Annotated in this window: 14 protein-coding genes and 3 pseudogenes; 7 read left to right on the top strand and 10 right to left on the bottom strand. The window is 42.4% G+C overall.

The features are described 5' to 3' along the window. Positions 1-79: 79 nt before the first annotated feature. Positions 80-1204: a KamA family radical SAM protein gene (locus ACHZA2_RS00150; protein WP_319578004.1), complete on the bottom strand. Its 1125-nt coding sequence runs from the start codon at positions 1202-1204 to the stop codon at positions 80-82. Between the two features lie 226 nt (positions 1205-1430). On the opposite strand from ACHZA2_RS00150, the gene ACHZA2_RS00155 reads away from it, so the two are divergent. Beyond that, positions 1431-3410, top strand: coding sequence for a PAS domain S-box protein (locus ACHZA2_RS00155; RefSeq protein WP_319578005.1), 1980 nt, complete (start codon positions 1431-1433; stop codon positions 3408-3410). Between the two features lie 58 nt (positions 3411-3468). Here ACHZA2_RS00155 and ACHZA2_RS00160 read toward each other — a convergent pair whose 3' ends face one another. Beyond that, positions 3469-4329, bottom strand: a complete 861-nt coding sequence (locus tag ACHZA2_RS00160; protein WP_319578006.1) for a DUF6544 family protein — start codon at positions 4327-4329, stop codon at positions 3469-3471. A gap of 359 nt (positions 4330-4688) precedes the next feature. Continuing rightward, positions 4689-6518: a chloride channel protein gene (locus tag ACHZA2_RS00165; RefSeq protein ID WP_319578007.1), complete on the bottom strand. Its 1830-nt coding sequence runs from the start codon at positions 6516-6518 to the stop codon at positions 4689-4691. Between the two features lie 139 nt (positions 6519-6657). Here ACHZA2_RS00165 and ACHZA2_RS00170 point away from each other — a divergent pair, with 139 nt between their 5' ends. The 3 genes from ACHZA2_RS00170 (at position 6658) to ACHZA2_RS00180 (ending at position 10504) form a co-directional block, all read left to right on the top strand. Further along, positions 6658-8466 (top strand): KUP/HAK/KT family potassium transporter, encoded by a 1809-nt coding sequence (locus ACHZA2_RS00170; RefSeq protein ID WP_319578008.1) that lies wholly within the window; start codon positions 6658-6660, stop codon positions 8464-8466. A 116-nt stretch (positions 8467-8582) separates the two neighbouring features. After that, on the top strand, positions 8583-9614 hold the full coding sequence (locus tag ACHZA2_RS00175) for a hypothetical protein (protein WP_319578009.1): 1032 nt from the start codon (positions 8583-8585) through the stop codon (positions 9612-9614). 2 nt (positions 9615-9616) lie between these two features. Beyond that, on the top strand, positions 9617-10504 hold the full coding sequence (locus ACHZA2_RS00180; RefSeq protein WP_319578010.1) for a mechanosensitive ion channel domain-containing protein: 888 nt from the start codon (positions 9617-9619) through the stop codon (positions 10502-10504). Between the two features lie 45 nt (positions 10505-10549). Here ACHZA2_RS00180 and ablB read toward each other — a convergent pair whose 3' ends face one another. The 4 genes from ablB to ACHZA2_RS00200 all read right to left on the bottom strand — a co-directional run bounded on the left by ablB (position 10550) and on the right by ACHZA2_RS00200 (position 14898). Continuing rightward, positions 10550-11383: a putative beta-lysine N-acetyltransferase gene (ablB, locus tag ACHZA2_RS00185; protein ID WP_319578011.1), complete on the bottom strand. Its 834-nt coding sequence runs from the start codon at positions 11381-11383 to the stop codon at positions 10550-10552. Beyond that, positions 11373-12686 carry a lysine 2,3-aminomutase gene (ablA, locus tag ACHZA2_RS00190; protein WP_319578012.1) on the bottom strand — a complete coding sequence of 438 codons (1314 nt, stop codon included), beginning with the start codon at positions 12684-12686 and terminating at the stop codon, positions 11373-11375. The genes ablB and ablA overlap by 11 nt, the downstream gene beginning before the upstream one ends. A gap of 317 nt (positions 12687-13003) precedes the next feature. Continuing rightward, entirely contained in the window at positions 13004-13888 is an 885-nt protein-coding gene (locus ACHZA2_RS00195; protein WP_319578013.1) for a DUF6544 family protein, read from the bottom strand. A gap of 407 nt (positions 13889-14295) precedes the next feature. Continuing rightward, positions 14296-14898, bottom strand: coding sequence for a DUF2179 domain-containing protein (locus ACHZA2_RS00200; protein ID WP_319578014.1), 603 nt, complete (start codon positions 14896-14898; stop codon positions 14296-14298). A gap of 196 nt (positions 14899-15094) precedes the next feature. Between ACHZA2_RS00200 and ACHZA2_RS00205 the strand changes: the two are divergent. Both ACHZA2_RS00205 and ACHZA2_RS00210 read left to right on the top strand, forming a co-directional pair. Next, positions 15095-15295, top strand: a pseudogene (locus ACHZA2_RS00205) (DUF6653 family protein); the annotation flags it as partial. Positions 15296-15362: 67 nt separating this feature from the next. Beyond that, positions 15363-15428, top strand: a pseudogene (locus tag ACHZA2_RS00210) (PGF-CTERM sorting domain-containing protein); the annotation flags it as partial. A gap of 87 nt (positions 15429-15515) precedes the next feature. Here the strand turns inward: ACHZA2_RS00210 and ACHZA2_RS00215 are convergent. Next, entirely contained in the window at positions 15516-18254 is a 2739-nt protein-coding gene (locus ACHZA2_RS00215; RefSeq protein WP_319578016.1) for an HAD-IC family P-type ATPase, read from the bottom strand. A 310-nt stretch (positions 18255-18564) separates the two neighbouring features. After that, a pseudogene (locus ACHZA2_RS00220) lies at positions 18565-18630 on the bottom strand (universal stress protein); the annotation flags it as partial. 275 nt (positions 18631-18905) lie between these two features. Here ACHZA2_RS00220 and ACHZA2_RS00225 point away from each other — a divergent pair. Next, complete coding sequence (locus ACHZA2_RS00225) at positions 18906-19406, top strand: STAS domain-containing protein (RefSeq protein WP_319578017.1); 501 nt, start codon at positions 18906-18908, stop codon at positions 19404-19406. 447 nt (positions 19407-19853) lie between these two features. Here the strand turns inward: ACHZA2_RS00225 and ACHZA2_RS00230 are convergent, their stop codons facing one another. Continuing rightward, positions 19854-20204, bottom strand: a complete 351-nt coding sequence (locus ACHZA2_RS00230) for a hypothetical protein (protein ID WP_319578019.1) — start codon at positions 20202-20204, stop codon at positions 19854-19856. Positions 20205-20227 lie beyond the last annotated feature (23 nt).

Here is a 20227-nt window from a genome sequence, read left to right on the forward strand (position 1 = left end):
GTTTTATCAAAATAGATCAATTGTGGTTTAGTTTCGTTATAGTATATCTCGATATTAAAAACTAAAAAATAATGCCTGATTAAAAGAGCCAGGTCATCTTTGGAACCATATCAGTAAGTCTATGCTGATAATCTTCAAGCCATCTGGCTCGTGGGTTAGGTTTGAATACAAGCATACTGTTCAGATCTGACAGGGAGGCAGCTTGGTGATACTTCATGAAAATATGTTTGCTGGTTTTTCCAACGATCTCAATTTTTCCTGATTTGTGAGACATAATGTACCGTGCACGTTTTGCAAGACCGGAACAACACGCCTGTGCTTCATGAATAACATGCATGGCCTGCTCAATTGGGACAGTAAGATGATGGTTTCCGGAAGTGGGCCGACATTGAAAGACGTAATATGGGGGGACTCCGAGTTTGGAAAGATTTTTGAAGAGCAATGCCATAACTTCAGGATTATTATTAACCCCCTCAAGAATTGGAGTCTGATTAGTAAGTTCTGCACCGGTTTTTTTCAGGGCAGAGATAGCAGATTTCGAACTATCTGTCACCTCATGTGGATGATTAAAATGGCTGATAAGATAGATCTTCTCTTCCGGTGTTGCATGTTTAGCAAGTACATCACAGATATCTGAAGTATCAGTTATCCGGTGTGGATCATACGCAGGGACCTTGGTGCCGATTCTGATGATGGGTTTTGAGGGTAACTCCCGGACTCTGCTCAGAATAGTATCAAGTTTTGATGCATCAAGCATCAGGGGATCCCCTCCAGAGAGGAGAACATCAGTCAGATCAGGTTGCGCCTGCAGGTAATCGATGGTCTTATTTATATCGCAGGTTGGAGGAGGATTTTCCCCGGTGAATAACCGCTTCCGGAAACAAAACCTGCAGATACCTGCACAGGTATTACTTACCAGAAGCAGGGCTGTCTGGGGATATTTATGCTGAACGCCGGGAATCGGGGTATACCCCTCCTCGCCTGATGGATCAAGTGTCCCCGTTTTTGTGAGTTCCTGCGGATCCGGAAGGATGATTCGTTTGATCGGATCACACGGATTTTTGTGGTCGATCAAAGAGAGATAATACTCATTGGACCTGAACGGATACACTCGTTCAACAGATTCTAATTTTGATACCTGGTCAGGATCAAGAATCTCACTCAGGGGAGACTCATGTATTGAATTAAAGTACCTGGTTGACATGGAAGACTCCAAAAAATATGTGGAGGATTGACCTCATGGGTTGGAAAAATGATGAGGTCCTCGTTTGCAGCTAATGTGTCATATCACCAAGGAAGTGATGAGACAAACTACTAGTTTGCAATTATAATATAATGAGTTGCTTATGTGTGATTATCATTAGTAGTGACCAATTGTAGATCTGAACTTCAGATGGTTTATCTTATCATACGCTGAACCAGTGAGTAGAATGGCACGAACCCCTGTAGAGGGAATTCAAAACGATATTCGGGATCTGCTTCGGACCTACTCAAAGGGATTAAGTATAGAAGAGATCTCTACCAATCTCTCCATTAGCAGAACAACTACTGCAAAATATCTGAATGCTATGGAGCAGACTGGACAGATAGAGTCTCGGCCATACGGTCCAGCTAAAGTATATACCCTGGCAGAACGTGTCCCGATCAACAACCTTCTCTCCCTGCTTCCCCATCCGATCCTGATGCTTGATGATTCTTTTGTGGTCAAGCTGGTAAATGAATCATTCCTGGAGTTCTTCCAGTTGTCTGCAGAGGATCTAATCGGTAGAGATATCAGGTATAGTCCTCTCGGTGAATATGTGAGTGAAGCCCGGCTTGATCTCCTCAATCAGGCGATGAACGGTGAGCCTCAATTTTTAGAAGAAGACATTACCCGTCCTGATGCAGTTACCCATTTCTACATCAGAATAATCCCCACCCTCTTTGAGCAGGGATCGAGAGGAATAATTATCATTCTCGAAGATATTACTGAACTCAAGAATACCCTGACAAACATGGAGGAACTTGTCAAGGAGCGTACAACCGAACTTGAGAAAGTCAATAAAAAACTTGGTGAAGAGAATACCAGATACAAAAGGGTCAGAGAAGAACTTGAACTAAGTAAGCATCAGTATGAACAACTGGTGGAAAACTCAACCGATCTAATCCTCAAATTTTCATCTGTAGGTGAATTGATCTTCAGTAACTCCCTCGCTGCAAAAGTCCTTGGAATAGATTCTCCGGAGAAAAAATATTTTCTGAAAGGTGTATGCATACCAGATACCCCTGACATGCAGGATTTTGCAGATTCTCTGATTGATTCGCTTCTCACAACGCCGAACCTGATAAAGAAGAGAGAGATCGAGTACTCTGTTGAGAGCCAGCCCATCTGGATATCCTGGACATTTAAGGTGATTGCACCTCATGAACGCTCATCTCCAGAGATACTATGCATCGGTACTGATACTACCGATAGGGTCCAGTCAGAGCGAAAGCTGAAAGAGTCAGAACATGGCCTTTCTGAAGTGATCAATCACCTTCCTGATCCCACCTTTGTGATCGACACTGATCGTCGGGTCATCTTATGGAATAAAGCGATGGAAGAGATGACAGGAGTCAGATCAGAGCATGTTATCGGAAAAGAACGATCACTCTTCACACCCTCAATCTTTGGTTACAGCCGACCAATCCTTGCAGATTTTGTCTTTGATCCCGATAATATCGAGATAAAAAGTTATTTTCAAAATATGACAAAGGAAGACGGAGTTCTGACCGCTGAGACAAAAGGAATAGGTAAAGACGGAAAAGAGGTAGTCTTTTGGGTCAAGGCTTCACCCTTAATGGATGTTGAAGGTAATACCATCGGGGCAATTCAGTCGATGCGTGATATCACCTCTATCCGTACCCTTGAAAATGCATTAATCAAAAGTGAAGAACTGGTCAGAAATATTCTGAATGCTTCAAAAGACCTGATTGTTGTCCTCAGTGCTGAAAGGCAGTATATCTTTGTAAACAAAGCATACGAGATGTTCTTCAGCTGTGACGGTAAAGAACTCAAAGGGAACCATATATCAGAAAATCCTCTGCCGGGAGATCAGGAGTTCTGGAGAGTGACCCTTGATTCAGTTATGAGAACCCGCCTTGGTAACCGTGTAGAGTTATCCTTTTCATATCAGTCTCGTGATATCTGGCTTGATTGCTATCTGATTCCATTCTTCAGGGAGTCTTCAGGTGAGATGCAGATACTCCTTGATTTCAGAGATATAACCAGATTAAAAGGTAAGGAAACAACCCTCTGGGATGATGAGATCACACTTCAGGAGATAGGAAGGCAGGTCTCACGGATCATTCCCCAGATTACAAAGAATTCAATAATTCAAGTTCCCTTTATTGCGATAATACTGATTGCACTGTATGGGAATTTCCTGTAACTGGTATCAGTAAGACAGCCCATTTCCTTACAAACCATTTTTATCAATACTAATCTGTTCAGGTATACTGATTCGGGAGTTTTGAATGGAACGTGATCTTCTTCAGGTTCAGGACTTTCTCCGGCTGTTCATGATGAGCGCTTTTCTGCTTTACCACTATCTTCCGGGGAATACCAACCCCTTGGATCACACTGTATTCTTCATAAGAGACGATACGGGTGCATGAATGAACCATACATCCCGGATTTCGGGGTTTACTTGGATATGAGATCGATTGGATAAACCCGTCAGAATTAAACTGCACATCTAGTGTAACAATCAATGGATGATATGATACACGCAGTCTTGCTGTTCTCTCATCAACCTCTTCCCATGTGATGTTCTTTGAAGAACGAAAAATCCATGGAAACCAGGCGGCTTCGCAGAAATAACTGATGAGGCATAATTTGCTGAGCCTGACACCACGTGCCGATAAAAATGGGAATACTGATAATAGTTTTCCAATCAGATACCCATCATTGACCGAATACCGGTGACTGATATCAGCCCAGATTAACCGGTTCATCCAGGTACGGGATTGTGAATAGAATCCCGGCATGGAGAGGCAATAATAGATATCTCCATGAATGGGAAGCAGATCAGCCGGGGGGTATAATCGGTGATACCCGGTATACTTAATGTGAACAAAAGCAGGTTTGTTACCTGGATGTATTTGAGATGTCTTTAAATAACGTTCAACAGATGAAGGAAGAACAGGGAATTTAATCGCATTATTGTGGGGAGCATGAGATTTTTCTATCTCATTACACAATGCAAGAAATTCCTGAGGATATTGGGTTGCTCTGATGAGAAGAAAAAATAGAAAGCCTGCTGCAATGACAATCCAGAGAAAGATCAGGTCAAGCAGAAAACCATCCATGACTCTTCCCTATTTCCACATTTCCCAGAGAACTTTATTAGAGCCCATCGTGCCATTCTTGTAAACCGGTACAACGATATCCAGCTATAACCCGTTTGAGGGGTCGTAAATTATATCGTTTTTCTTTGATTCTCACATACCGTGCGTATTTGAATTTCATTCAAAAAATAATATATGAGGGGGTCAGAGTATCAACATGTTCGCTATCAGCAGTACCAATGATGGAGTCACATCAGTTGCTCTTCACAAATGATAGTGACAATGAAAGTTGTGGCTTTTTCAATATATATATTTCCCTCTTTGATAATTATTATTGAAAGTGTGAGGTCATCAAAAACCTCATAATCGATTGTTCACATTCAGGATGATACATTCTGGTCCACCACTGTCAGGATATTACAACTGTGGCTGGATCGTGAGTAGGTTTTTAGAATATCGGTCCTGGTAAGAAAACCTACAAGATGATCTGATGATTTAGACTCCACCACAGGGAGATGGTTGATTGAGTAGGTTACCATGGCAACAAGAGCATCCTCAAGTGTACTCTCCGGAGTAACCACGTGAAGATGAGTGGTCATTACATCCCTGATCATCTGTGATAACTCCTCACTAATCAGTGAATTTCTCAAATCATGATTCGTAATTATTCCAACGAGTCGCGAATCTTCCAACACCGGATACCCGGTATGATCAGTCTCAGCCATATATTTCCTGACCAGACAGACAGAGTCATCAGGAGAGAGAGTTATCACTTTTGATGCAGGAGACATAGCATCTTTCACTGCAATCCCTTCGAGAGTTTCACGATCAAATTCTCCACGATGAGCTCCGGATTGTGCTTTTGTCTGAACCTGTTGCCTGAAGATGGTGTTTTCTCCGGTCAGGAGATTTGAGACTGCGACAGCAGCCATGGCCGGGACGAGTATCGTGATGCTCCCTACCATCTCAACAACCATGATCAGCACAGCAATCGGGGCATTTGCAACTGCTCCGAAGAGAGAGATCATCCCAACGACTACAAACACCGGAACTGATTCAATCGGCACATAAACCGGATTTACAAGATGCAGGATTGTGCCAAGTGCTCCCCCAATTGCTGCTCCGATTGTCAGTCCCGGGGCAAATACTCCTCCACTTCCCCCGGATCCAAGCGTCAGTGATGTGGCGATAATCTTCATAAAAGGAAGAAGAATCAGGACACTAAGTGGAACCATGGAGTAAAACATGAGTTGCGTATATCCATAACTCGACCCCATGCTTGCAAGCCCAAGCATCTCCCCATCAGGAGAGATTTTTGCAAGAATTATTACGATCAATCCCAGAAGGATAGCACCGGATACTGGTTTTAAAAACGCAGGGAGATTATGGCGTTTAAAAAAATCAGAGAATGTATCACGAGCTCCATAGAACGTGAAGATGTACAGGTGCCCAAACCCTGCACACAGAATTCCGAGCAGGATAAACATGGGAATCTGTGAGACGGTCCACCACTGGGATGTCAGAATAAATATTGGTGAGTATCCTTCGAATAACCCGAAAATGGAGTACCCAATGATAGAAGCCAGAAATGCAGGAACAATCGCTTCAGATTCAAAATCCCGGGTATAGAGTACTTCGGCTGCAAGTATGGCTCCTCCCAGGGGAGCCTTGAATATTGTCCCGATGCCAGCCCCTATGCCGGTTGTGAGTGCAATTCGTCGCTCACTCGGGGTGAGATTGAGGAGTTCAGCTACCATTGATCCAAATCCTGCTGATATCTGTGCTGATGGCCCTTCTCTTCCTGCACTTCCTCCCGTAGAGATGGTGAGAATTGCTGTGAGTGCTTTTAAAAGTGGAATCCTCCTGCGGATTTTTCCTTCGCCATGGAAAGCCTTGATTGCAGCATCGGTTCCATGCCCTTCTGCTTCAGGTGCAAACCTGGTTACCAGGATTCCGGTCAGAAGACTTCCAAAACAGAGAATCGGGATCAACAGGGTGAGAGATTGTGGACCAGACCACTGACTAATCTCAGCTACAGTCTGACCTTCCTGGGGGTATGCATAGTGCTGCAGATATCCCATAAAAAATGCAGTCCCCCATTTCAGACCCTCAAAAAAGAGAAGTGAACCAATTCCTGCAATGATTCCCACAACGACTGCAATGAGTAAGATCCGTTTTGTTGGTGCGACAAATGACGGGATTGAGAACATATTCACTCCTGAGTAATCTCACATGCCTTCCTGGATATATGCGTATTAACACACACTGTAGAGGATAGTGCCCACATATACTAGTTACAAATAACCATTAAACCAGAAGTAATTTAACAGTTGTTAAAAAACGATAAGTATGAATGCCCTGGATTCATCAAGAGTTTTGAAATCCCTGGGCCTTGTATTCGGAGATATCGGAACCAGCCCGATCTATACGATGGGAGTAATTCTTTTGATGATTCTCCCTACCGAAGATAATATTCTCGGTGTCCTCTCACTCATTTTCTGGAGTCTCATTCTTGTTATATCCATCCAATATGTCTGGCTGGCTATGAATCTCGGGTTTAAGGGTGAAGGAGGAACCATCGTTCTGAAAGGCATCCTTATCTCTCTCTTAAAAAAAGGACCACTCGTCCCGGTAGTATCATTTCTTGCAATAATTGGAGTCTGTCTTTTCATGGGTGATGGTGTGATCACCCCCGCTATCAGCATCCTTTCTGCGGTTGAAGGGATCAGACTTGTCCCAGGTCTGGAAGGAATAAGTGAATTTGTTCTTCTCTGTATTGCTGCAATTATTGCGATTTCACTTTTCTTTATTCAGCAGAAGGGAACAGAGCGGGTCGCCTGGGCTTTTGGTCCGGTAATGTTCATCTGGTTTTCGATGCTTGCAATAACCGGCATCATCTCAATCGTTGGAACACCTCAGGTGCTCTTCTCGTTAAGTCCACACTATGCACTTTCATTTCTTCTTAATAACGGATTGACTGCTTTTTTTATCCTTTCTGCAGTAATCCTCTGCATCACTGGTGGCGAAGCCCTCTATGCAGACATGGGCCACCTGGGTCGTGAACCTATCGTAAAAGGATGGTATTTTGTCTTTCCTGCATTGATGCTCAGTTATCTGGGGCAGGGAGCGTATGTCATCCAGCATGGGTCGATGAGTACGGTCCTCTTCAACATGGTCTCTGATCAACTTGGTACTTTGTATATTCCATTTCTTTTGCTGAGTGTTGTTGCCACGATTATTGCATCACAAGCCATGATCAGCGGTATGTTCTCGATTGTATACCAGGCAATGACAACCCGGATACTTCCAAAGCTGAAGATCGATTTTACGTCATCAGAACTTCACTCCCAGATCTATATCGATGCCGTGAATTGGGCCCTTATGGCAGCGGTGCTGATAGTGATGGGTATGTTCGGATCATCCGAGCACCTGGCTGCGGCATATGGACTTGCAGTTGCCGGAGATATGACGATATCAGCAATGATGTTGCTTCTAATATTCCTGATTATGAGAGATCCTCTGAAATCACTTATATCATGTGTATTGATCTGTGTCGATCTCAGTTTTTTCCTTGCATCGCTGACCAAACTCCCTCATGGAGGATACTGGTCGTTTCTTCTCGCATTAGTCCCGTTTACGATAATTATTATATTTATCAGCGGTCAGGAGAAGTTACGGGTAAAACTCAAACCAATCCCCATGAAGGAGTTTATTCCGGCATATAAGGAACTCTATATGAGCAGGTGCAAGATATCGGGAACAGCCCTGTATTTTACCTCTGATATTCACCAGATCTCACCATATATCGGCCAGATTTTTTTCAAAAATGAGATAATATATAAACATAACATCCTTGTGTCCATCAGGATGAAGGATTATCCTTTTGGGGTTAAGGTAACCTACCTGGAGGATTGTGCACCAGGTCTTTCAGGATTGCTAATAGAAACAGGATACATGGAAATTTTGGATATTGAGGCACTTATCAGGGAGCGTGGAATTGAAGAGAAGACCATCTTCTATGGTATGGAGAATATCATCAGTGATCGGATGGTCTGGAAGATCTTTGGAATTATGAAGAAGGCTGCCCCTCCCTTTGTCCAGTTTTATTCTCTTCCCCCGGAAAAGATCCATGGCGTAATCACGAGGATTATTATGTGAAACCTGAATGTAATTCACATCCAGTATCTATCCATACAAACAATTACGTATAGGTTTTCCATTCACGACGAAGGCGAAGGTACAATCTTAAAGATTGGATGCTTACTATGGTATCGATGGAACAAGAACACTCATCGGGATGCAATCTGCCAATCAGTACGGTCTGGTCTCATGAAACAGATCGGCTACTCTATGCTATCGATGAGGGGGTATCAGGAAAGATTCACAATATCGCTTTAATATCTGAATTTATGGCAGGAAGAGACGATATAGTCTCGAAAGTTTCATGTATTCATCCAGGTAGAACGGTGAAGATCACCCTCACCTCCTATCTTGAGGATATTTCTATCCTTACGAATACCGGGGATGCAGATATCGTCATTGTAGAAAATTGCCAGTTTCTCTATCGCCGTATAATCGGAGGGTTTCAGGTACTTGACTCATTCATCAAACTTCTTTGTCAAAAAGAAAAGATCTGGATAACCACATGGAATATTCATGCCTGGCGATATCTTCATGCGGTCAAAGATATCGGATCCATCTTCCCGACACAAATCGTACTTAAGGAAAAGACCAATCAGGAGCTTCAGGAGTTTATTCTCTCCCAACAGGTAAGTTCAGTTTTTTATATAATAGATACTCCGGTTCCCAGACGTTTGCTGGTTATTAAGAAGTTAAAGAAATTCACCATTCCTCTTCTTAACATACCATTTAGTTTTTGGTATTATTCATTGCGTATACGGCTCATTGCAGCACTACTTCGGAAAAAAGGGCATGAAATTGAACCAGCCGAACTCATCTTTGAGAGACTCGCTCAAATTTCAAATGGGAACCCGGGGATAGCTAGGAAAGTCTGGGAAAATACACTTGATGCCTGGGAGATCAGATTGAGCAGACTGACTCCACCTTCCCTTTCAGGCATATCTGATCCAGAAACTGCGTATACACTCTCGCTTATTATCGCACTTGAAGATGTGCAGATACATGATCTGATTTCAGTTATACCTGATGATCTCAATCTGGATCTTATTCTCTTAAAATTGCGTGATATGAGGTTGATATCGTTCGAAGGTGAACGGATCTCCATAGAACCACTTGCACTTGCAGGCATAACCAGAGAGATGAAACGTATCAGGATGGTGTGGTAATTATGGCAAATACTTCATCACTTCTTACGAATCTGACAAATTTGACTAGGATTACCCCGGAAGTAGCAAATCCGGTTCATCTCGCCCAGATTTTAACAGATCCATTCTGGATCATCTCAAGTATTCTGGTGCTAATTTTTGCATATTTAGTCGTTATGGGGATGGACTTCCTACTTCGAATTCTATCAGAGCAACTCGGAACAAAACGGCATATCCTCTCAATGGTCATACCGATTCTGAAAATTTTTGTCTATCTCTTCGCTGTATATCTCATTGTATCCCCACTTATCACTCTTGGAATCGCCGAGTTGACAGTATTTTCAGGACTTATCGGTGCAGGTCTCGGGTTTGGACTGAAGGATCTTGTAGCAGATTTGGTGGCAGGATTTATCATCATTCTTGAAAAACCATACCAAATCGGCGATAAAATTACCATTGATGATTATTACGGAGAAGTTATTGATATCGGGATCATTCAAACGATAATCGTTACTCCCGGAGATAGCCGTGTTGCAATTCCAAATTATGCAATCATGAGTAAGGCAGTCTCTAGTGCAAATGCGGGCTCTGCCGAGATGATGGTGATCACGGACCTCTTTTTATCTTATGATGCCAATGTCGATGATGCAATAAGGTTACTCACTGAAGCAGTAATAACCTCCAGGTATGTGTACATATCAGAAACACGCCCATATGTTATTCTTGTTGAGAATCATCCCATATATCGAAAAATTCTGGTAAAAGCATACGTGAATGATCTCAGGCATGAATTTAAATTCAAATCAGATATTACCAGGCATGCATGGGATGCATTCCAGAAAGCCGGGATTCATCCACCAGATATTGCTCATACAGGATATCCCATTCCAATATCTATGATACATACATGAGATCTGATTCAGATTGAATCCATCAAAAATGGAAAAATTATAGGATTATGTAGATAGTGGTTTGTACCAGATATTCATACTCTCAATCTTACCACAGATATTTGTATTCTGCACCAGGGTTCCACCATATGTATACTCCGCTCCTGCAAATAGCAGATTCACCGGTGCAGATTCGGCTCTGCAGATAGTATATGATGTTTTTATCTGATTCTCTTTCATCTGTTTCTCCATGTAAAGGAGGATTGCTTTTGATAGTCCATAGCCACGGTTCCTGGGATCAACCACGAGATCACTCATTTCAACGGCTGATGCATACGAATCAACTTCACATGACCCAAGAGCAACAATATGCTCGTCGAGTTCCCCGACATAGAATGAAATCCCGTGATTCATACTTTCGAGTAAGTAACCGGGATCATGGATCGGAAACGGATATGTTGAAAAATTGTGGTGATAGAGAGCAGCCATCAGATGAACATCAGAAGGGTTTGCCGGTCTTACGAGCATCTGTTCAGAGACACAGGTCGTTCTATGAATTTTCTCTTTACAAACTTGAAGGATTGTGTGTATGGTATCAGAAGCTGCATCCAGACTTCGGCCTGGATCATAAAAGCGTGAAATGAATAGAGCATCGTCATCGGGATAGAAATTGGGAATGCAAGCCTCCTGAGTTCCATGGCAACATGCGAATAGTTTTTCACACGATTTAGGGATTTTAAGGACTAATTTTGTGTATCCATATGTTGTTCGCAGCCCGATGATGTGTTTGATCAATAGTTCAGTATCATCAGGATGATATTTCATGAGATATATCCGGTAATTCAGATATCCATGGTGGAGACAACTTTTCCCGATTGGGTAAATTGCATCATTCTCCATCCTGCCTCCTCGCTACCCGCTCTGAATCTGCAGGGAGAATAGTTATCTCACTCTCATAATCTGAAAGTAACGCCTCAATTCCGTGTGCTCTTCTCATAAGATATCCACTGTCTCCTGAATGCTGAAGATTGCATTGCCCACACTGGAGATCGCAGGCTGGTCGCTCGTATTGATCAGGTTCCTGATACGTTGAAAACATCCCCTCGTAATTGCGAAGAACTACTTTATTTGATGACCAGGATACGAGATAATGCGGCATAACCGGAATTTTTCCTCCTCCTCCCGGTGCATCGATCACGTATGTCGGAACAGCGAGACCGGATGTATGTCCGATAAGGCTCTCAATAATTTCGGTACCTTTTCCTACCGGTGTTCTAAAATGAGCGAGTCCTTCAGCAAGATCACATTGGAAGAGGTAATATGGCCTGACCCGGTTTTTCACCAGTTCGTGAACGAGTTTTCGCATGATGTTTGGACAGTCATTTACACCTGCTAATAATACTGACTGATTTCCAAGAGGGATTCCTCCATTGGCTAGTTTTGAAAGAGCCTCACATGATGCATCGGTAAATTCATGCGGATGATTAAAATGTGTGTTGAGCCAGAGTGGATGATGTTTTTTAAGAACAGTTACCAGTTCATCTGTTATCCGGTATGGAAGGACTACGGGGACCCGGGTTCCGATTCTGATGATCTCAATATGTGGAATCCTGCGTAATCTGCTTAAGATCATATCCAATTGAGAATCTGGTAGCATCAATGGATCTCCACCAGAGAGAAGAACATCACGGATCTCAGGATGATTTTCGATGTATTCAAAAGCCTTCTCAAAGTCATCTTTTGAAGGCATTGATGAAATTTTTCCAACCTTCCTTTTCCGTGTGCAATGACGGCAGTACATGGCACAGGAGTTACTGATGAGGAATAGAATCCGATCCGGATATCGATGAGTGATCAGAGAACAGGGGCTGTCGAGCTCTTCACTCAGAGGATCATGGAGATCATAATTTTCTATGATCAACTCTCCGGCAGAGGGGACAGCCTGTTTGAAGATGGGATCATGAAACGGATCAGCATTGTCAATCAATGCAAGATAGTATGGAGTTATCGACATTGGGAATATATGGATGGTCTTCTGAATCTCTTCCCTCTCTTTTTCTGATAATGAGATCTCAAGCATCCGTTCAAGGGTTTTCACATCTACAATACTATGTTGTACCTGCCATTGCCAGTCTTTCCAATGAGATTTATGTTCTGAATCTGAAACCGGTTTTTTGAATGTACGTGCCTTCTCTGATAACATTGTCGTATAAAAAAATCCATTCTGGTCTCTTCACAGTTCATCAGGTCATAAATCCGGATCCCTAATTAAAAGGGAAATTCTACAGACTGGATCTACGACTTTTCATGTAATATTATATTTATTATTTAATAGTTTGCTGGTTTAATAACCAATATTACAATTATATTGAAGGATCAGAATACAACACCATTTGAATCAATCTACAGGTAACATCACCGATGTAGGACCAGATGCAGGATAAGATTGAGAATGATCACACACAATCTTAAAAAGAGGAATTACCTCTATGAAGCATCTTCAAATAATCGGCCTTATACTCATATCGGCTTATAATTTTCATCTGAAAGTGCTATTTCATACACCATAGTATTTTGGTAAGAGACGAGGATAAGGTGTTGATACAGGTTTTCATCACATCGATCATCTCTAAATATCTTTATCTCACGAGGAATGAGCATACCACGTACCTCACAATACCCCCCATATATTGCTATAAATGTAGTATTAGGAGTAAGGTCATCAAAAAAACCTATACTCGATTCAGAGATCATCTCTTTAATTAGCCCGGACTCATCAAATTTTACAATAAAATTAAGTGGAATTAAAGAGTCAGAAACCGTAAAACGAGCACACAAATCATCAATAGGTTCCCAGTTCAGGTACAATGAAGGTCGAAAAATCCATGGAAACCAGACTGCTTCAAAGAAATACTTCAAGAGTCCCATCTTTTGGATATAGAATCCAGATTCTTTCCGAATCGAAAATACTGACAGGAATCTCTCTTCAATCTGTCCTTCATTCACAGATTGTTTAAATAAAATAGTTTTTAGTATATGAGGCCAGGTTGAAAAACTGAGGAGTTCCAAAAAACAAGGCCTGTTTATTGCATAGAAAATATTCCCATGAATTGGAATTGATGGCAAACCTTTTTTCGGCCGCCATACCCCGGAGATCTGAATTTCCAGACATGGCAGACGCTCTATCTGATCAATACAAGTCAAATGAAAATATCGTTTCACGGGAACTGGCAGATCAGGAGTCTGGACACTTTTTAATACTATGGCGGGGAGGGACTGTATTGAACAGAGCATTTTTTGTTGTTCTCTCTGTTGTACGATCAACAAGTACGAATAGATACAAAACCCTGCCGCCCCAACGAAAAAGAGAGCAAAAACCAGATCAAACATGAGATAACCGGCCATCAAAATATCCTCTTGTGGAAAGAAATTGAGATCACCATATCTATTACATGACACCAACACCTGAAATAAACAGGAGAAGGCAGATTGAATTGAATAAAGGGTAGAGCATTCAGAGAGATCGGTCTTCTTCTGACTCTACCTTGGTCCTTATGTTCATCGATGGAGTATGGATCGGTTGAGTGTCAGCATGTAACCCTCCATCGTGTGTTCAGGTGTTTTATGCCACATTGAATCAGCATAATGCAAGTGGCCATACCTTCTTTTCTAGTAATAGTATAAAATTGTTTCATTATTTGATAGTCAGATTTGACAGGTTATCAGGTAATATTTGGATCATAAAGACTTTGGATCAACCTATGAGTTGTGAATATTCAAAGATCGATGAATGTGATTTCCATGAGGGACTTTTATTTTCTCTTGGCAAAAAGAGAAAATGGGCGTTTAAAATAAGAGAAGGGGTAATTAATCGGTTCACGAGGAAAGATTCCTTCTGATGCACTCCTGACATCCTCGATGGTGAAGAATGCGTTTGGATTAAATTCACGGATTAAGCCGATTAGATGTGATATTTTTGTTCGTTTAACCACCATAAATATGAGGGTCACCTCACCACGAGCTCCATGAGCAGCAATATTGGTAACCCCATATCCATGCTTACGAATTTTGAGTATAAATTCTTCGGCAGGTTTGGCTGTAATCAACCGAATGATACAAAGTCCAAGTTTCATTCTTTCTTCAAGTACCATCCCAATATATGTGCCAGTCGCAAATCCCCCTCCATATGCGATATAACAGATTGGATTAGTAATATTATTCATGACCTGACCAATTGCCAGGAGCCAGATTATCACCTCAAAAAAGCCAAAAAATGGGGCTATATTTTTAAAACCGCGAGAAATAAAGATGTATTTTACCGTTCCGATTGAGACATCACAGATCCTGGCACAAAATATCATGAGGGGGATAATGATGAATGTAAAGAAATCTGGTGATAAAAGGACGTCACTCATATTTTTATCCCCTTGTGCATAGGAACGTTCTTTAAGGATATTAAGTAGAGTGGAGGTCTGTTTTTACATCTGACACTAGGCAGGTCTTTTGTGAAATAAAGAATTTCGTATTAGCCCTAATGGGAGTATATATAAGAGAACTATCGTTTCATTCTTCAGGCTGGATGACAGAACCTGGTAACGCCATGCTAACCCTTTGAGTGCAATTACCCGCAATATTGCTCATCCTCTCCTGATCCTCGCGTTCTGGAGTCGGGTAAAGTTCGAGTGGTGGGTTCTTATTCCGGATGTTCTCGCTTTGATCTGGATCTGGCTGAACCCCTGGCTTTTTTCTGAGCCTGATTCGTTTGATCACTGGAGTTCAAAGGTGGTGTTTGGAGAGCAGCTATTGCTTAACCGGGATGAGGTTCCTGTTCCACTTCATCATCACCGGATACCTAATATCCTTTCAGTAGTCCCCAGGATTTGGTGCTCTTGTTGCACTGGCCGGTCTTAGAGCAGTCGCATTCCTTGCACTGCGCCGGAACTAAAACCAAACATTACCTCTTTTTTCAGATATCCCTGATTATCAGGATATTTGACAACATTCAAAAATCCGAACGTTTTTTGAAAAAAAGTTACTCATTGTTTAATTTGTCTGGTTCTGGTTTTTCTAATATAATGGGCCATATCACTTTGAACAGTTCCATCCCGAGAATTACCAGACAGGCAAATGCCAACAACATGATCCAATCAGATAACCCTACTGGCTGAAGACCAAGTACTTGTTGTAGAATCGGTGTGTGCATGGCTATCTGGTGAATGAACTGAGCACCGATCACTGAGAAGACTAAGAACAGATTCCGTTTAAGTGGCATTTTAAAAACTGAAACAAACTCTGAACGGCAATTAAAAACATGAACATTTTCAAGTAACACAAACAGGAGCAGTGCTAAATTCCGGGCAGTTGATTCGTCATATCCCTGATCAATCAGATATCTCCATGAGAAAAATCCAATTAATCCCATGATTATCGATGAGACGAGAACTTCTCCGATCATGAGTCTGTTGAAAATACCCTGATCAGGCGGCCTGGGAGGTCTGGTCATTGCACCAGGTTCACCCGGTTCAAAAGCCAGGCCGATATGCTGAATGCCGTTTGTTACAAGGTTTAACCATAGAAGTTGAACTGCCAGAAATGGAATCGGCAGATGCGAAATGAGTGCCAGGGTAAAGAGGATGACTTCGGCAGCCCCGGTTGATACGAGAAGATACGTTACTTTTCGAATATTATCATATGCATATCTGCCTTCTTCAATTCCTGCTACTATTGAAGAGAATCGATCATCTGTGATGATCATGGCTGCATTATCCTTAGCAATGTCGGATCCTGATCCCATGGCAACACCGATATGAGCTCGCCGAAGAGCAGGAGCGTCATTGACACCGTCACCAGTTACTGCAACATAATTTCCGACTTTGATCAATGCATCAACGATTGCATGTTTCTGAAGAGGGGTAACTCTAGCAAAAACTCTGGATCCTTTTACCCGTTCATAAAATTCGGGAACTTCAAATGATCCAATATCGTCAATATCTGCACCGGTCAGAACCTGTGATGAGTCAGTTGCGATGTTTAATCTCTTTGATATACTGAGGGCTGTTATCGGGTGATCTCCTGTTACCATCACCACAACAACCCCTGCTTTCTGACATTCTTTCACTGCTTCCTGAGCATCAATACGAATGGGATCGATAAAACCAACAAGGCCAAGGAGCACTAATGGAGGAAGAACGTTTGGCATCAATTCATACGGTATCTCTCTATTCTGTGCTTCAGCAACGGCAAGTACCCGGTATCCCTCTTCTGCCAGATCTTCGATGGAATTTTTTAGAGATATATGATCAACGGGGAGATCCTCATCCTTTGTTCTCATCGTGATGCATGAAGGAAGAACCGCTTCAGCAGCTCCTTTTACTCCAAATCGATACCCATCGGCATAAAAGAACCCTGCAGCTGAGTATCTCCGTTCTGCTTCAAAAGGAACAAAGAGAGGACGATCGACCGATTGAATGATATCGGTGGTATCAAGTCCTGCTTTTCTGGCTAATGCAAGAAAGGCCACGTCGATCGGATCGCCTGTATACTCCCATGTTCCATTGATCTGACTGAGCCTGGCTTCACTACAGAGGGTTGCAACAAGACAGATCTGTTGAACCTGATCTCTTACCTTCTCTGAGAGATCATTCCCATCAGATGTTGTTATTCTCCCCTCTCCGGTATATCCGGTTCCTGTTATCGCAAGGTCTTCTCCACCTGGTAGAGTGAGTACATGGGCAGTCTGTTCATTCATGGTCAGTGTCCCGGTCTTATCACTAGCAATAAGTGTACAGGATCCAAGACTCTCAACAGCGGTCATTTTCCTGATGATCACATTCCGTTGTGACATCCGGTGGGTTGCAATCGATAACACCACTGTTAATGCAACAGGAAGACCTTCTGGAATCGCTGATACTGCCAACGCAACTACAAAAAAGAAGACATCAAAGATCTGCATACCCTGCATGATGGCGATGAATCCCAGGATAAAAGAAAAGACAAGAACCATCAGTGCAATATGTCGTGAGAACTTTTCCATTCGTACAATCAGTGGAGGTTTGTTTGTCTCTGATCCAGCGACTGCTGTTGCAATCTTTCCAACTTCAGTGCATAACCCGGTTGATGTAACATAACCGTATGCAATGCCTCTGACTACCGTAGTTCCGGCAAAGGCCATGTTAACCTGATCGCTAACCGGAGTCTCTTCTGGCAGAATTTTCGTGGTTTTGGACACCGGAACCGATTCGCCGGTGAGAATTGACTCATCAATGGTACAGTCAATAACCTTTGTAAGTCTGATATCTGCAGGAACACGAGAGCCTGAATCAAGGGTTACCCGGTCTCCTGGAACGATCTCTTCAGCAGGTATCCGGACTTCTCTGCCATCCCGGTAGACTGTTGCTGTGATCTGAAAGAGTTTTTGTAATGCCTTGGCACTCTGCTCTGCCTTCCATTCCTGTACTGTGCCAATAATTGCATTGATGAGAACTACAAGACCGATGAAAGTTGTATCAGTGATGTGATGTAAGAACCATGAGACGAGTGCTGCAACCAAAAGGACATAAATAAGTGGGTTTTTAAACTGAGCAATAAAGATCGAGATGATCGAGATGGATCTCCCCTCTGGGAGAACATTCTTTCCAAATTCTGCTGTTCTTGTTGTTGCCTCCTGATTTGTAAGACCCGTTGAGGTGACCTGTAATTTTTCGAGAACGTCAGATTCTGGTAAATTGTGCCAGTAAATTCCATCCTGGTTACTGCATTTCCCCGGGGTCATACCTGTAATAGTTCTACCAGATATAACTGATTTTTGAATTTGGAAGAATTGAAGATGTGATGTAGATCTGGCAATCTGGTCCGAAGCCCATAACAAGAACCATCAGAATCAGCTGGACACAGTAAGTATTCAAGGGATACAAAGAACTGGTTCTCTCAATCGTTGATCAGGTTGAAAATCTCGTCGAGAACGGACATGCGGTAATACATGAAGTGAGGATGGGAAGGAAGAAGCACCATTATTGAGTGTTCTGAACCAATGCAAGGAAAAAATAGGATACTCCGTATTTCACTCAAGCAGAATTGATAGATTATCGAACAATCATGACCGGACAGGGAGCGGCCTGGGCGATCTTATGACTTACATTCCCGAGCGGAACTCTTTTTTGCCTCCAACCCTCGACTGCCGATGAAAATCAGGTCTGCCATCCCTTTCCATGCAATTTCAACGATCACAACAGAGGGTTCCCCGATAGTGACCTTTAGATCAAATGAGAGTCCGGCATGCGAGAGGGATCAATGGCGCACCTTAACGCGACTTTCTCATTTTCTTCAAGCAATGTATGGACATCTAATCAGGCGTGATTGAGCGTCTCCCTACCCTGGTTGCCGGTGTTTTATCTTAGTTCTGATCATCTGCCATAGTGATATTGTGATACAGATCCCAAAGGCTGCCCTGGTCGGAGTCATGATCATGGTATCGATCAGTACATTTGAGTGGCATTCTATCAAGGAGATTCATAAAGTTCCGATGAGTGATGCAGTTGTGATGCTTCTTACTATGGCTGTTGTCGTGTACACTCATGACCTGGCAAAAGGGGTGATCACCGGAGTGATAATTAGTGCTCTGATCTTTGGTTGGAGAATTTCTTCAATATCAGAATCAAATCGGATTCGTGAAGACGGAGTTCTTGTTTATACCATCAAAGGTCAGTTATTCTTCGGAACGATGAATCATTTCATAGATCTTTTTGAATACGAGCAAGGCCCAAAGAAAATTGAGATAAACTTTTCTCAATCTCACATCTGGGATCAATCTGCGGTGATGGGAATTGCCAGGGTGATCGACCGGTTCCAGGATCACGGGAGATCAGTATATGTGACCGGCCTGAATGAAGAGAGTCAGACAACCCTTGATAAAGGGTTCTCGTAATTTTTAACCAATATCCCCGGGAATTTTTTCCTAGATGGCTAGAACAATCAACGCAGAGTATATTGAAATCCTGCCTGCTCAAAGTGGTGGTCGGACGAGTATGCTACATGAATTCTATTATCTTTCATGACAATAAATGACAGACAATCAGTAAGACTCCATTTTTTATCTGTGAATTCTGTGTACATGAAGACTGCCTGCTCAAACATCTCGGCACTGGTATGAACAATATGCATATCAGACTCGTCAAAATAACTCTGAATAAAATCGGCTCCTAAACTCTTATTGATCTTCGAAAACGCGTTTCCCACTTCAAATAGAACAGCATCCGTGATCCAGATCTCATACTTCTCTAACAGTTCTTCTCATTGTACCAGAGCAAGGTCATGAAAAGAATCTGATGCGTTTTATGCTGCGACAATAAAAGAGGTGTCGATGAAAGCACGACTATTCATTATTCTTACCCTGCTTGGGAGTGCCGTACAGATAGTGGTCATGTTCAGATGACCAATCTGAAGGACCATCTGCCTCTCCCGCATGATTAAAGAGAAACTGTATTGGACCTTTCCGAACAGGCCTTGGAATCTCTTCGATAGTGATACGATATTCATTATTTGGTTTGAGATCCAGAGTGTCTTTTGGATGAAAAGTCAGGCCATCATAGGTAACTATTATTGTTTTTGTAGGCATCATCCACTGGTCTTCAAAGCTGGAGAGAAACCGTGCCATGTCAACAGGACCAAGTGCTTTGGATAGCGCTTCGATTCCTTCACGTCTGATCTCACCGATCGTCTTCATATTCTACCTTCATTAGCCAAGAT

The sequence above is a fragment of the uncultured Methanospirillum sp. genome, from assembly GCF_963668415.2.
In the GTDB taxonomy this organism is placed as follows: domain Archaea; phylum Halobacteriota; class Methanomicrobia; order Methanomicrobiales; family Methanospirillaceae; genus Methanospirillum.

What these genes read in the sequence shown, in the direction of transcription:
- ACHZA2_RS00150 (WP_319578004.1), bottom strand. Translation starts at nt 1,204, where the DNA reads ATGTCAACCAGGTACTTTAATTCAATACATGAGTCTCCCCTGAGTGAG.
- ACHZA2_RS00155 (WP_319578005.1), top strand. Translation starts at nt 1,431, where the DNA reads ATGGCACGAACCCCTGTAGAGGGAATTCAAAACGATATTCGGGATCTG.
- ACHZA2_RS00160 (WP_319578006.1), bottom strand. Translation starts at nt 4,329, where the DNA reads ATGGATGGTTTTCTGCTTGACCTGATCTTTCTCTGGATTGTCATTGCA.
- ACHZA2_RS00165 (WP_319578007.1), bottom strand. Translation starts at nt 6,518, where the DNA reads ATGTTCTCAATCCCGTCATTTGTCGCACCAACAAAACGGATCTTACTC.
- ACHZA2_RS00170 (WP_319578008.1), top strand. Translation starts at nt 6,658, where the DNA reads ATGAATGCCCTGGATTCATCAAGAGTTTTGAAATCCCTGGGCCTTGTA.
- ACHZA2_RS00175 (WP_319578009.1), top strand. Translation starts at nt 8,583, where the DNA reads ATGGAACAAGAACACTCATCGGGATGCAATCTGCCAATCAGTACGGTC.
- ACHZA2_RS00180 (WP_319578010.1), top strand. Translation starts at nt 9,617, where the DNA reads ATGGCAAATACTTCATCACTTCTTACGAATCTGACAAATTTGACTAGG.
- ablB (WP_319578011.1), bottom strand. Translation starts at nt 11,383, where the DNA reads ATGGAGAATGATGCAATTTACCCAATCGGGAAAAGTTGTCTCCACCAT.
- ablA (WP_319578012.1), bottom strand. Translation starts at nt 12,686, where the DNA reads ATGTTATCAGAGAAGGCACGTACATTCAAAAAACCGGTTTCAGATTCA.
- ACHZA2_RS00195 (WP_319578013.1), bottom strand. Translation starts at nt 13,888, where the DNA reads ATGGCCGGTTATCTCATGTTTGATCTGGTTTTTGCTCTCTTTTTCGTT.
- ACHZA2_RS00200 (WP_319578014.1), bottom strand. Translation starts at nt 14,898, where the DNA reads ATGAGTGACGTCCTTTTATCACCAGATTTCTTTACATTCATCATTATC.
- ACHZA2_RS00215 (WP_319578016.1), bottom strand. Translation starts at nt 18,254, where the DNA reads ATGACCCCGGGGAAATGCAGTAACCAGGATGGAATTTACTGGCACAAT.
- ACHZA2_RS00230 (WP_319578019.1), bottom strand. Translation starts at nt 20,204, where the DNA reads ATGAAGACGATCGGTGAGATCAGACGTGAAGGAATCGAAGCGCTATCC.